This window comes from Pseudomonas sp. GM78 (assembly GCF_000282475.1).
GTDB lineage: Bacteria > Pseudomonadota > Gammaproteobacteria > Pseudomonadales > Pseudomonadaceae > Aquipseudomonas.
Map to the genome: position 1 here is coordinate 1 of NZ_AKJF01000110.1, position 13,131 is coordinate 13,131.

Annotated in this window: 15 protein-coding genes; all 15 read right to left on the reverse strand. The window is 58.3% G+C overall.

All coding sequences use genetic code 11. The features are described from left to right. The coding region (locus tag PMI35_RS0132790; protein WP_008061029.1) for a phage tail tip protein J-related protein at nucleotides 1-2,814 on the reverse strand (2,814 nt) is incomplete at its 3' end. Then, the gene (locus PMI35_RS13220; RefSeq protein ID WP_008061031.1) at nucleotides 2,811-3,209 is read right to left on the reverse strand and encodes a DUF6950 family protein; all 399 of its coding nucleotides are present in this window, start codon (nucleotides 3,207-3,209) and stop codon (nucleotides 2,811-2,813) included. The genes PMI35_RS13220 and PMI35_RS0132790, both read right to left, overlap by 4 nt. A gap of 2 nt (nucleotides 3,210-3,211) precedes the next feature. Beyond that, on the reverse strand, nucleotides 3,212-3,814 hold the full coding sequence (locus tag PMI35_RS13215; protein WP_008061033.1) for a hypothetical protein: 603 nt from the start codon (nucleotides 3,812-3,814) through the stop codon (nucleotides 3,212-3,214). Then, nucleotides 3,814-4,398: a hypothetical protein gene (locus PMI35_RS13210; protein ID WP_008061034.1), complete on the reverse strand. Its 585-nt coding sequence runs from the start codon at nucleotides 4,396-4,398 to the stop codon at nucleotides 3,814-3,816. The genes PMI35_RS13215 and PMI35_RS13210 overlap by 1 nt, the downstream gene beginning before the upstream one ends. 19 nt (nucleotides 4,399-4,417) lie before the next feature. Then, nucleotides 4,418-7,675 (reverse strand): phage tail tape measure protein, encoded by a 3,258-nt coding sequence (locus PMI35_RS13205; RefSeq protein ID WP_008061036.1) that lies wholly within the window; start codon nucleotides 7,673-7,675, stop codon nucleotides 4,418-4,420. 620 nt (nucleotides 7,676-8,295) lie between these two features. Then, the gene (locus tag PMI35_RS13200; RefSeq protein WP_008061038.1) at nucleotides 8,296-8,625 is read right to left on the reverse strand and encodes a hypothetical protein; all 330 of its coding nucleotides are present in this window, start codon (nucleotides 8,623-8,625) and stop codon (nucleotides 8,296-8,298) included. A gap of 41 nt (nucleotides 8,626-8,666) precedes the next feature. Continuing rightward, on the reverse strand, nucleotides 8,667-9,155 hold the full coding sequence (locus PMI35_RS13195) for a hypothetical protein (protein WP_008061040.1): 489 nt from the start codon (nucleotides 9,153-9,155) through the stop codon (nucleotides 8,667-8,669). A gap of 53 nt (nucleotides 9,156-9,208) precedes the next feature. Beyond that, complete coding sequence (locus PMI35_RS13190; protein ID WP_008061042.1) at nucleotides 9,209-9,595, reverse strand: DUF3168 domain-containing protein; 387 nt, start codon at nucleotides 9,593-9,595, stop codon at nucleotides 9,209-9,211. Further along, complete coding sequence (locus PMI35_RS13185; protein WP_008061044.1) at nucleotides 9,588-10,166, reverse strand: HK97-gp10 family putative phage morphogenesis protein; 579 nt, start codon at nucleotides 10,164-10,166, stop codon at nucleotides 9,588-9,590. Before PMI35_RS13185 ends, PMI35_RS13190 begins: the two co-directional genes overlap by 8 nt. A 5-nt stretch (nucleotides 10,167-10,171) precedes the next feature. Continuing rightward, on the reverse strand, nucleotides 10,172-10,339 hold the full coding sequence (locus PMI35_RS34965) for a hypothetical protein (RefSeq protein ID WP_008061046.1): 168 nt from the start codon (nucleotides 10,337-10,339) through the stop codon (nucleotides 10,172-10,174). 9 nt (nucleotides 10,340-10,348) lie between these two features. After that, a complete protein-coding gene (locus PMI35_RS13180; protein WP_032831728.1) occupies nucleotides 10,349-10,681 on the reverse strand; it encodes a head-tail adaptor protein in 333 nt (110 codons plus the stop codon). Next, complete coding sequence (locus PMI35_RS13175; protein WP_008061049.1) at nucleotides 10,681-11,022, reverse strand: head-tail connector protein; 342 nt, start codon at nucleotides 11,020-11,022, stop codon at nucleotides 10,681-10,683. Before PMI35_RS13175 ends, PMI35_RS13180 begins: the two co-directional genes overlap by 1 nt. 1 nt (nucleotide 11,023) lies before the next feature. Further along, nucleotides 11,024-11,263, reverse strand: coding sequence for a hypothetical protein (locus PMI35_RS34680; RefSeq protein WP_008061050.1), 240 nt, complete (start codon nucleotides 11,261-11,263; stop codon nucleotides 11,024-11,026). A gap of 54 nt (nucleotides 11,264-11,317) precedes the next feature. Then, entirely contained in the window at nucleotides 11,318-12,508 is a 1,191-nt protein-coding gene (locus tag PMI35_RS13170; protein ID WP_008061051.1) for a phage major capsid protein, read from the reverse strand. Nucleotides 12,509-12,577: 69 nt separating this feature from the next. Beyond that, nucleotides 12,578-13,131, reverse strand: a 554-nt coding sequence (locus tag PMI35_RS13165; RefSeq protein ID WP_008061052.1) for a Clp protease ClpP, incomplete at its 5' end; no start/stop codon positions are given.

Below are 13,131 nucleotides of genomic sequence, written 5' to 3' on the forward strand. Positions count from 1 at the left end.
CTGGCTGCTGATCGTCCCTTCCGCCGCCGCGACGCGAGTGGTCAGGCTGTTGACCGCCGAGGCATCGGCCTTGGTGTTGGCCACCGACAAGGCGTTGGCGGCTGCCGTTGCCGCATCGGTTGCCACTTTGTCCGTCACTGCTGCCCACGCCGATCCGTTCCAGCGCTTCGGCGTGTTCGCCCCGCCGGTGATGTCGATCCACAGGTTCTGCACCAGCTGATCGGCTGCCGCCGGCGCCGCCGTCTGCACCAGCACCTTGCCCTTGCCACCGGCCAAGGTGTTCGCCGCGTTCGCCGCGTTTTGCGCGGCGGTCACGTTGCCGTTGGTGGTGGTCAGGCTGTTGGTCAGCCCAATGATCGCCGTGCCTTGGCTGGTATTAACCCCCTCGATACTGGTGATTTTGGTTTCAGTGATGTTGACCCGAGCGGCCAAGCCGTTCGACTCGGACACTACTTGACCAACGTCCACCCAATAGGTCGCATTCGGCGGCGACTTCGCGCCGCTGGCATCCGCCGGTACCGCGATTTTGGCTTGGTACAGACGATCATTCAGGCGCGTTGAGGCGCCGGCGGCGTAGGCTTTGTCCTTCTGGTATTCGGCCGACTTGGCGAGTGTGGAGACCTGATCGATTTGCAACTGAAGGTCGGCTTGAGCTTCGCTGAACGCCTGCTGCGCTTCGCTCAGCGCGACTTGCCCTTCGTTCACCAGCTCCTGCAGGTGATCCGTGACTTCGCCGATCTGCTCGCCCAGCTCATTCACTCGATTGCTGACCGATCCCGGCAGGGTTGGCGGGCCATCAATCAGATCGATCCGCCCCAGCAGATGCTGGCCGAGGTGAGAATCTGTTATTTCCCCCTCCAGCGCGTCGAGGTAAGCGCCGACATCATTCGAAGTTGATGCGGGCACGTACAGAAATGCGCTTTTGCCATAAGCATTTGACGACCGAACGAAGTAGTAATAGTTGGTGTAGAAGCCGAGTCCGGTATGAGTAAAGGAAAGACCCTGCCCCAGATACACCGCATCATCCGGGTCAGATGACGGAACCGTGCTGAAGAAGTATTCATAGGTCCCGCCATTCAACCCGCGCAAGGTGTTGGACGGAATCAGGGTGATCGAATCAATCGACGACTGCACCACACAGGCTTCAGGAATGGGCGGACCATTCACGCTAACGGAAATAGTCGCCTCGCCCGACCGAGCCATCGGCCCCACTGCCGCCACACTCATCGTGTAGCTACCCGAAGGCAAGCCATTGATAGCCCGCTCGGTGGAGGTCGCTGGAACATTGTGCGATTGGATCGCAGTCGCACCCTGGCGAACGATGACGATGTATTCCTTCACAATGCCGGACGGAGGCACCCAGGAGAGGATGCCCTGTGTCACCTCGGCCGATGCATCCTGCGTCCACTTGAGGTTTGTGGGTGACCCTAGGCCACCGGTCGGCAGGTTGATAAAGCCAAGTGGGTTGTATGGCTGACCCACGGCATCATCGAATATCGGCGCCTCGTATTGTTTCACCTGAACGGTACAGCCTTCGCTGTCACCCATCGACCAGTCAGAAACAATGAATTCCCCGAGTATATTCAGAGACGGCAGGTTCACCCGTACCACGCGGCCCGGCCGACAGTTGTAGCCGGCGAAATTCATTGGGATGCTGATTGCACCACCGGCGCGACGACGGCGCAGCTCCATATTTGCCAGGCGCTGGGCCTGGTACGGATCCGTGACGTAGGAATAGGTGAGCGTTTCCGCCGCCTCTCCACCGTCTTCTACAACCCACTGATCCACTTGCACTTCGGGATAGTCGGTTTCGGTCCAGGACTGCGAAGGGTCAATGAAGGTGCCGCGCACGGTATTGATGGCGGAATCGTTGCTTGGCTCGGTGCTGCCAGTGATGGTGCCCACCACCATGTCTTCAGTGATCTCGAAATCATACGGCCCGTAATACGCGCCCGCCTGGAGCATCCAGCGGCCACCTACACGGATCAGCTTGCCTGCGCACGCCGCCTCAAGCTTTTGCAGCACACCTGTGCGCTGTTCGTCGGCACCGATCACGCAGGCAGTTCGATAGCGCTGACTGGTCGATCCGTCGGCATTGGTCAGGGCTTCGTCGCAGAGGTTGGCTGCACTGGCAAAGGTTTCGAAAACAATCTCATCGTCCGGCACACCGCAGCGGGCACGCAGAAACCAGAGCAGATGCAGCGCGGTGTTTGCGCTGTAAACGGCGGTGCCCGTGCGAGGGTCGTAGAGGTCATTTCGACCTCGAACGACAAACCGTGTGTCCGGAATACCCGAGGGGAATTTCTCGGCGCTGTACTGCAGCGACACGCGAACAAAGGAAAGTCCCCGTCCGATCTGACTGTCCTTCCAATCCGGGCAGTTGGCCTTCAGGAAGGCGTTGACCTGGGTCGGGTTGACGATCAGCTCGTAGCTCGCCAGCGGTCCAAACGAGCTGATTTCCTCTTCGCCCAGGTAGATGTTTTCCAGCGCATCAATGGCGCCTTCGCACAGAACGTAGACCAGGTGCAGCCACTCGCCCTCGCCCTGCGCGCCCGCTTGCTCCTGCGCCCAGACCAGCACGCCACCGGTGGAAACCCGGCCAAGGATGAACCGCACCGGCGCCTTGGAGGAACGTACGGTCTGTGCTGACGGCTCGTTGTCGCGCAAAGGCGACTTGGTGTTGAGCTTTTCCTGCTGTTCGGCTGCGTAGAAGGCCAGCGCCGCACCAGCGACCGCGCCCCACGGGCCGCCCTGAAAGCCGCCGATGACCGCGCCAACGACTACCTGCGCGAGTTTTTTAACGCCGCCACTCATTCAACCCTCCACGCGGCCAGTGGCTCGCATTCGACTCGGGCTGCGCCGTCGTCAGTTGTTGCCCAGAAATCACCTGCCCAGAACACGGCCATGCTTCGCCCGCCAGGCGCGTCGTACAGCACTACGTCTCCGCGCTGAATGAAGGTCAGCGGCACCCTTGCGAAACGGGCATCCCATGCCGCTTCGAGGCTGCCGTGCTGCTTCTTCAGTTGCCGCTTGGCACCGGTCTCGGTCGTGTACTTGCCGCGGTAGTTTTCGGCCGGGTCCACGCCACAAATGGCCAAAGTGCAGTCAGCCGCGAACAGGCAGCAGTCAAATTCACCCCATGAAAAAGGCCGCTCTTGGGCGGCCTTGATCACGTCGTTCAGACGGGTTGTCCAGTCTCGGTAGCGCATGGCTAACTTCCATAAGTGAATGTCGGGGCGTCCTTCTTCGAGCCCCAGTAAATGGGCCACTCGGACATCTGGGCGATGGCGTAAAAGAAGCGGTCGCCGTCATGACGCGCACGGTGGTTTTCGTCGGTGAAGCGCTCGGTACCGGTACGGCTCCACTCGGCCATACGGTCGATCACCGGAACGGCGATGCTGTTGCCTTCCTGACCATTACCAGCAAAGGAAAACTTGGCGGCATCCATGCGCCCCGAGAAAAGGATGTCAGCGGCATAGGTGCCGTTCTCGTCGAACACCACGAACATCACCTTGGCCAACCGCCCGCGACAACCGCGCACATTGGTTTCGGACAGGATGTAGGCATCGAGGCCGCTCAACGTCAGCTCAACCGACATCGGCGAGCTTGAGTTGTCGCTTTCCTGGGACTGACTCACCTCGCCGAAATTGCCGACTCCCAGATAGGTAATGCCGTCGATTACGAGATCGCCGGTGCCGGTGTGCGCGAAGACCATACCGTCGACAAAATCCAACTGCACGGCATAGACGGGCATGAACTTACCGGTGGCGATGATGTTCACCACGCTCTGGCTGAATGGGAATGCTGACGGCATCAGAAAGCCTCTCGAAACTGAAAGCTGCCGTTGGCCACGACGGGCTGAACAGTCAGCTGATTGGTGTCATCCACACGGCGCATCTCGGAATAGGGGTTGCGATACTCAACGGCAGCCCCGGGCGTGATAGCCCGGCGAATCCGTTTGTTGAGAAACACCTGAACCCGGCCCTGAGCGTTCGACATGGCATCGTCCACCACCTCAAACATCTCACCGGCGATGGAGATGTAGTCGCCAAAAGAAAAGACCTTCTGGTTCGGCGTCACCCCGCCCAAGATCATGTTGGTGGCCTGGGCATTGGCTGTGACGACTACCGGCGCGCCAATGTTGTCGGACCTGGTGCGCGTGAAGGCAGGAATATTCACCGTCCCAAACATGCCCTGAAGGCGGCCCAGCAGCGCCGTTACTTCGCGCTCGTCCTCATCAAACAGGCCATCAAAGCTGAGCGTGCACAGCCAGTAGGCCCCCGGATAGCCCATGATCTGCTGAGCGTTGGACAGCGTCGACGTGAAGGCCCGGTTGTTGTAGACCATGCCCCAGGTCATTTGCGACGGCCACAACGCAGCCGGCCAAGCGATAGCCATGAAGTACTCCTACAGCCGTTTACCGGCGATTGATTAGCTGACGGGCGGGGCCGTTTTGTTTGAGGTCCTTGAGCATCATCTGGTAGCCGCCTTCGGCACCACGTCGCGCCGCCTCCTGGATGCGGGCGAGCGTGGCTTCATCAGCACTGCCCTGTACGGTGATGTGCTGCGTGATCCCGCCAACCGACACCGTTGAAGCGGATTCAGCGGCTGACGCCCCTGATTCGCCAATGGCCCGAACGCCGAGCGACCCGTCAGCAGCCCGGGTCAGCGGCATGATTGCCTCGGGGCCAGCTTCTGCGAAGATGCCGGCGCCCTTGGCGAAGGCGAAGGTCTGCGGCGTGTCGTAGACACCGCCAGAATACGATGACAGGCTGGCAGAGCTGTAGACCCCACCTTTGGCGTTGGCCACCATCGCGCCTTCGCTGAAGCCGGTCATGGTTCCACTGCCAGCCCCCCAACCCGTGAATGCGCTGAATGCACTGCTGAGGAAACCAGCGGCGGCTTGCCGCACCTGAATTCGGATCAGGTCCTCAATGATCGAATCGGCCATGTCCTTGAAGGACAGCTTCCCCGTTTTAACGAAGTCGACGATGCCATCCTCCAGCCCACTAAAGGCACTGGTGAACAGCTGCTTGGTTTGGCCGGCAACATCGGCAGCCTGGTCAACGTAGTCCTGCAGTGCATCCGCCGCACCGTTTGACCAGTTGGCCTGGGCGGCATCCACCTGGCTGAAGTAGGTCTGTTGGGCGACCAACCGCTTGCCGAGCTCATCCTGCAGAACTTTCGTCTCGCTGGCATAGAGCTCTGGCGAGATCTGTCCGGTGTTGCGTTGTTCGTTCAAGCTGGCCAAGTCAGCCGCATACTTTTGCCGAAGCGCCAGATCCGCACGCATCCGGTCCCGGGCCTTGTCGCCCATGCCGATGCCGGCCAGCTCCTGATCGAAACCGTCCTGTGTTGTCTGCGTGCCGGTGGCCTGCGCCGCCTTGAAGGCCGTCAGCTTCAGATCGTCTTCGTTGGCTTTTTTGATCTTATTCAGCGCGTCGAGCTCGGCAGCCATGCCCAGCAACCGTTTTTTCTGCGCCTCGGTCAGCTTTCCGAGTTTGCCCTCCTTCAATTCGAAGGAAAGCTTCGCAACCTCGGTGGCATCCTTCTGCTTTTCACCGGTGGTGTTGATCAACTCGATCTGACGTTTGTAGCTTTCCTCAGTCGATTCGAAAGCTTTCAACTGCTGCTTGGCTGATGATTCCGATTCGCTGATGTGCTTTTTCGATGCTTTGGCCGCTGCATCATCAGCAGCTTTTACCGCATCCTTCGCGGCTGCGGCTGAGCGGATCGCTGCGACCTGTCCTTCCGTGAGCAGGGTGTTCTCTTCGATATAACGGTTGGCTGCTTCCAGATTGGTCTTGTCTTTCGATGCGGCCAGCTGTTTAAGCAACTGATCAAGATACTTCTGCCCTTCCTGCACCGCCCCTGCTCGTGCTGCAGCATTTTCACGTTCAGCACGGGTGTTGGCGTCCGTTTCTCCCGTAAGTTCCGCAAGAGCGGTTTTCAGGCTTGCTACTAGCGCAGCTTTTTCTGCTGCCGCGCCGCCGCTGCGCTCGAGCGCATCAATCATTTCAAGCGTTACACCAGGAACTGTTCGGACCTGGTCAGATACTGCTTTCCAATCCACGACCATGCCGGAAGACTGATCGGCCGACGCCTTGGAAATTACGTCCATAGCGGCCTGGAACTCGGCAGGCAGTGGTGCAATACCGCCCATAAAGCCAGAGGCACCCGCCAATCCTGCGTTGGTCAGACTGCTTTGAAACTCAAAAGCAATTGATCCGGCCGCTGTAGACAAATCTTCTTCAGCATCTTCGATCGATGCTTTCAGCTCGCGCAGGGTGACGGACTGAGTTGCACGGTTGAGCTTGTTGAAGCGCTCGATCAACTTGTCCAGCGGGTCACTGAGGTTCCCCAATTTCTCCTCGAGCACGCTGGTGTTATCTCGCAGAGTGAGGAACGCAGTGGCGGCGCCGACCGCCAACATCGCGATTCCTACCGGACCGCCAAGTATGCCTAAAATTGTCCTGGCTGGTCCCACTACGGCTGCCTGGGCAGCAGCGACAGCGTTGGTGGCACGAGTTTCCGCCATCCTTGCTTCTGCCAACTGAAGCGACAGCTGCGTCTGTACGGCCGTCCCCTTCGCTGCCAGTGACTCTTTTTCAGCTAAAAAAACCGCTGTTTGAGCTTTTTTCTGGTCGGCTTGTGCGGCAAGCAGAACTGACGCTGCCTGTGCTCGGCGAGCCAGAGAGTCTTCAACTGCTGCTTTGGTAGCGATAACTGATGCAACTGCGGAGGCAGCTAATCCGCGGACAAAAACTGCCATAGCCCCAACTGCTGCTACACCGGCAATTTCTGCAAGAGTTTCAAAGTTGTCCCCGAGACCGCTAATCCCGCTTGCGAGAATGCCAGTACCGTCTGTACTTTCGTTGACTCGGCCGACATAAACAGTGAATGCATTCGAAAGGTTTTGAATCGCATCCCGCACCGCGACACTCATGCTATCCGCCAAGACACCATTTGCCTCAGATGACTTTTGCAGGCCTTCGGTTAAAACGTCCAGGCTTAGCTGGCCTTGGGCACCAAGGCTACGGATTTCCTCTGCTGTCTTACCGGTAGATTTAGCGATCGTATCTACCACTGTAGGCATGGCAGCAAGTATCGACTGCCAACCATCCGCCTCTACCTTGCCGGTCTGGAGAGCTTTTGAGTAGGCATCGATCGCCGAGCTGGCCTTGTCAGTAGAAGCGGAATTGGTGACCAACAAGAAACTGAAGCTATCCATGACGTCCAGCGCTTGGCCAGTGTCGTAGCCCATCGACTTAAGGCTGTCAGATGTGCGGATATATAATTCTTGCGCCTCGCTCAGTGGGCGGTAAGTACGTTTGGCGGTTTCCAGCAATCGCTGTTGCACCAGGTCATACTCACCCACGCTACTGGTTGCCATCCCAATTCGGTCTGACATCTGCCCGTAGGAATCGGCTGTTTCGATAATCTTGCCGATAGACGCAGCACCGATCGCTCCAGCCAGCGCGTTCTTAATCAATCCAGCAGCGCTATGGGCACTGTCACCTGTTCGGTCAAAAGCCTCATCAATATCGGCCAAGCTCTTGTCGATCTTTCCAGACGCTTGGGCAACGCTCGAATCCGCACGGGCCATTTCCTGCCGCAACTGCGCAGTGGTCGCTTCGATGCGAACCAACATCCCCTGAACGTCTGTATCAGCCATGGTTTACTCCGGGCAACAAAAAACCTGCCGAAGCAGGTTTCTGTGAGTATTGAATGGAGCTACTCCTTCCTGGAGTTCGCCCTATTTGCAGCGTCAGTAATTTTTCTGATCCGCCGTTCTTCTTTCGCTTGCCGCCTAATTGGGTTAGATGATCTTTTTTCCCATACATAGATGGCCGCGAGAATCGTCAGTACCGATGCCAGGGAAAATACAACGACGTCTCCCGCTGACATCACCAAAGCAGCGAGCCCGAGGAAAAACCCAGGTGCCAGTGCGATGGCAATGACGAGAAGTAGTAAGACTATGAGGAGTTGCATTGTGTTTCCCTGCAATCAAATCTCAAGCCTATCAAATAAGAGCGTGCCATCCCAATCATCAACCCTTTCGACCAGTTAACGCTTGTCGTAACTTTGCAGCAACAGTAGAAGGCTTTGGCTTCTCTTGCGAATCAGCAGGCTTTCCACCGAACGGGTTCGTCATTTGCGCCCATTCGATTCTGGCATCCATCGCCAAGAACAACTCCGGCAACGCCGTCCGCCAAGCAACTTCTGGAGGCCACCCCAACCAGCCCGTGGCTACCGCATATAGCCGATCAACATAGCTGCCGTCCTCGACAGCACTCACTCCTTCCCCGCTTCGCCCTTTCCCGAATCCTTCCCCCGCGGATTGTAAAGCGCGACCAGATAAGCATTGAGCTGAACGGAAACCTCAAGGACCCCTGCCTGCCAGACTTTTTCGGCCAGCGCTTCAGCAGCCTTGTCCGTTAAACCAGCGCCTGCAGCGACGATGCGGGCGCACCCGTCAACACTCAATGCATTCACCACTTGCGAAGCGCCCCGCAACCCACCGAAGTGCGCCTCTATTGCGCGGACAGCGCCCAGAGTAGGCACCATGGTGTACACATCATCACCGACGGTGACCTCAACAGTGCCGTGGAGAGTTTTACTCATTGGATCAATTCCTTGGAAGTTTGGGGCCGGAGCCCCACCAGTCACGTCGGGAGAATTTCAAGGATGTCGGAGTTGATGCCGATGGTGACATTGCGGCGCACCACGTTGTCTGCGGCACCGGCAGCGACGGTGTTGTTCATGACCTTGCCACGCATGTAGAACGTAGTCGGGAGAATGGCCGGGGTTGCATCAGGATCGCCGTCATTCAGGGTGACTTTGATGTTGTAGTCACCTTTGCTGCGATCCTTGTGGGCAACTTTAAGCTTGGCCTGGCCGAGGTCGCCATTGTCCAGACCCACGGTCAGTGTCAGGTCGCCCGCATCGGCGGTACCCTTGTATTTGCGAACACGACCATCGCGCAGGGACGTGAAGTTCACAGAGCTGAAAGTGTCGCCGAATTCGCCGAGGTCTTCGATCTCGCCGACTTCGACATAGGTGTCGGCCTTGTAGAGCGCTTCGGTATCGGCGCCGTTCTTGCTGCCGATCGAGAATCGGCAGCCGGCGGCGGTATTGAGGTTGTCATCGGCCATGGGGGTTCCTCCAAAGGCACATTGGATAAAGCCGCGAGGCGGCCGGATTTAAATTAATGAGTGGTGATAACGCGAACAGCGATCGAACCTTGATAGGTGACACCATCCGCATCGCGCTGAGCATCGGCCTGCTCAACTCTTACGGAGACAACCCGGCCAACTGTCAACGGTAACCGGCGCTCGTCCAGGGCGGCGACGACCTCGCCGTTGATGCGTTTGACTTCCGCCTGGCCGTGAGCATCAGACCAAACCGACAGGTAGAGCATCCGGGTTTCGCGTTTACGGCCGGAGATGGGCCGAGTATTCACCGAGACTTCGCGATCAAACGAAATGTATGGCATCGGCGTATCCATCGGAGCACCGTCGTACACAGGACACGAAACCTCAGCTTCCAGTCGCGCGACCAGCGCCTCCTGCAGTGCAACAGACGGATCAGCCATCGGTAATGCCCTCACTCGCTTTGCTCAATGTCCTTGCCACGGCGGCACGGATATTGGCCAGGACAAATTCACGATTCACGGCCATTGCAGGTCGAAGCCATGGATGTGCGGGCCGAGCCGGAATATCCGGGTAGTTGCCGTAAAAGTGACCACCATCACTTTTATTCTTGGTAGGTCGCTGGTTCAGGGCATTGCGGCGCCCCTTGAGTTGCGACTTATCCCGGTTGTTGGTGTGCTCACCGCCGATGGCGTTGGCATCCGCCCGTCGATAAAGCGCGCCGCTGTAACCCTTGGTGCCGTACTCAAGAAAGCGCAGATAGAAGAACCGACGCATGTCCTTTTTACCCCGGATACCGATCTGCGCATCCAGGCCGCTTTTGGAAACGAAGGTTCTCAAAGCAGACGCAGCGGCGCCGGTATCTTTCGGTACCAACTGCCGCATGGTGGTGAGGATCTGGTCCGCTGACTCCTGCATCGCCGGGACCAATTCGTTATCCATTTTCAAGTGAATGTTGCGCAATGTACGTCGCAACTTGAAGTCACCGGACATGCGCGAGCGGCGAGCAGGCATGACCATTACTCCTTGGCTGCTTCGGCCTTTTTGGCCACCGGCGACTCGAGCACTTCGCGAACAAGCCCGCGATTGACCAGTTCGGCGCCTGTCTTGGCATCGACAGTGAACTCCTCGCCCTTGGATTTTTCACCAGTGGCGCCGGACAGGTTGCCCAATGCAATTACTTTCATGGTTCACCTCTAAGAATGGGGGACGTTTGAACAGAGGAGTCGAAGCATCGAGCGGGCGTTATCCGGCAATACCGCCTCGATGAGGTAAGTCATGGCGATACCGCCGACCACATGCACCAGGCGATTGCCTGCGACCGCATCCGCGCGGGGCCGGATGCGAATTTCAGCTGACACAGTCGCCTTCAGTTGCTCAGCAACAGGGGCGATGCGTCCGGAGGGCAGCGCGATATCAGCCCAAAGCTTGCCGACTTCTGCCCAGGTGACCTCGAAGCCGGCAGATGTATTTTTAACGCGCACCGGCCTTTGCATGGCACAGCGATGACGCAAGGAACCGGCTCTCACTACACCCCCCAGCCAATGCGATATGGCGTTAACAACGATCGTGAACCCATGGGTAGCTCGGAAGAAATCGTACCGACGACGACATCTTCCCGGTTTGCGTAGAGACTGCCGGCGATCAGCAAGCACGCCGCACGAATAGATGGATTGATGACAATCGGCTTGTCGCCAGCAGAGCCATCCGACACTGCGGCAGCAAGCGAAAGTTCATCCGCATAAAAACGTCGGTTCAGAAACTGCGCCGCACTGTCTTCGGCTGCCGCCAGCAGCAACTCCACATACGCACGATCGTCTTCCTCCGCACGCAAATGCTGCAGTGCTTCATCGGTCGATATGGCGTTCATATCAGGCCTTTGGATCTTTATCAGTCGCGAGGCCTGCAGCGATCAGCGAGGTCGCGTCATGCTTCGGCGAAAGATAACCGGCACCACCCCGGCGGCGGATTTCTTTGCCGTCCAGGTAGCTGCGCAGCGGGTAAATCATGATCGAGTTGTCAGTAACCGCTCCGCCCGCGGGAGACGTGGCCACAGACGTATCAGTGAAATTGTCATTTTCCGCAGGCGAGCTTGAAGTATTACGCGCCATATCGATCTCTCCTAAACGAGCAAGGCCACCGAGCGGTGGCCTTTTAATTGGGGATTAAGCGGCAGTCAGGTCGCCGGTAACGAACGCTTCAGGTCGGTACACGGCGAACGCCAAGCGTTCTTCTGCACGGATGGTGACCATGTTGTTTTCGAAGTCCTTGTCGTTCTCGGTCGAGATGAGCACCTCGATGCCCATGCGGTCGAAGATCTGCGCAGCAAGGCTGAAGGCGCCGACCAGGAACTGGTCTTGTACGATGGCCTGAGTTTCAACCACCGGCAGGTTCCATAGGCGAGGCGCGGTACCGTCCTGAGGCTTGCCGATGATGTAGCGACCCTCGCCGTCCTTCAGGAGCTCGATAGCAGCCCAGTCGATCGGGTTAAGAACCACGCCGGTCGATGGGAACTCAGCCAAGGTCGCCTGCAGCAGCGCCAGGCGAATGCGGTCGATGCGCTGCTCGGCGGCCACGGTGATTCCAGCCGGTGCGGCATACGCCTGAGCTTGAGGAATGATGCCGTTTAGGTTGTTGCCGGTACCGTTGCCATACAGCAACTGGGCTTCTTCGGCCAGCAGCAGACCGTAGCGCGCACGGGCGTCAATGTAGCTTTGCAGTGCCGCGGCATCATCCAGAATCTGGCGGCTACCTTTGAACAGGTGAGCAATAGTACGAACGTTCGCGTTCTCCAGCCCGAAGGTCAGGTCGCTGTACGGTTTGGCCAGGCCTTCGCCGACGATTGCGGCGTTATTGGTAAAGCCGGTCTCCCGGACGTACTCGACAGCGTTGCTGCCAGTCGTACCCGGCGCGACCAAGTCGCGAATAGTCAGGCGGCGCTGAGGGGCAATAATCACGCCGACGCGGTCAGGGGCGACCAGGGCGCCGCCGGTGGCAGTGGTGATGGCGGCGCGCGGAACCTCGACGCGGCGCGAGCCGCGAAACGAACTCGTCACGCCCTCTTCGGTCATCTTGGCGGCCACCAGGTGACCAGCAGACTGCTGCACTTCTGGCTCATGCTGCTTACCAGCATTGACCAGCTTCTGCTCCGCCTCCTGCACACGGGCTTGCAGCTCGCCTTGCTTGAGCAGCAGCTCATCCACCTTGCCACGGGTTTCCGCCTGCATCTCACCGGAAGCTTTGATTTCCTTCTCGGTGCGCTCGGCATAGGTTTTGATTTGATCGCCAACCGCTTTTAGGTCGGCCTGGGTTTGCTTCTGGGAGGCTTCGATTTGAGCGTAATCCGGAGCTGGCATTTTTTGGTCCTTTCAGAAATGAAAAAACCGCCACAGGGGCGGTAGGTAATCGGGTGTGTTTACAGCCGCTCAGCGGCTCGGGAACAAACTTCGAAGCGCTGACGCCTGGTTTGCGGTTTCTTCAAACGCGGATACATCTAGGGCAGCGCTGGGCATGCCCGGCACGACAGCGCGAAGCGTGTCGCCGCCAGCAGTGCTAGACGTGCTGGTCTTGATTTCGGAAATGAGTTTTCGCCGTTCGCTACGAGGCATGCCGGACTTCGCCAGTGCCGCGTCGAGCTTACGCGCTGAATGGGCCTGCGCCCCCGCTTCGCTTGGCGCTTGCTCAACCTCAGTTGCGGAAATAAGACCGGTAGCGAATCCCTTCTCGACGGCGTTCGATCCGTTCATGTAGGTCTCGGCGTCGAGCATTTTCTCTACCGCAGCTTCCTCTTGCCCGCTGGTGTCTGCGTACAAGCTGATCATGGCGCGATCGAACTCCTCCATGGTGTCGGCCAGTTCTCGGATGGCGTGCCGGTTGCCAGCGAAGTACGTCCAGCAGTTGTGGATCATCAGGAATGCGGTCTTGGCAACTTCGCGTTTGGCGCCTGCCATGGCAATTACGGATGCCGCCGAAGCGGCCA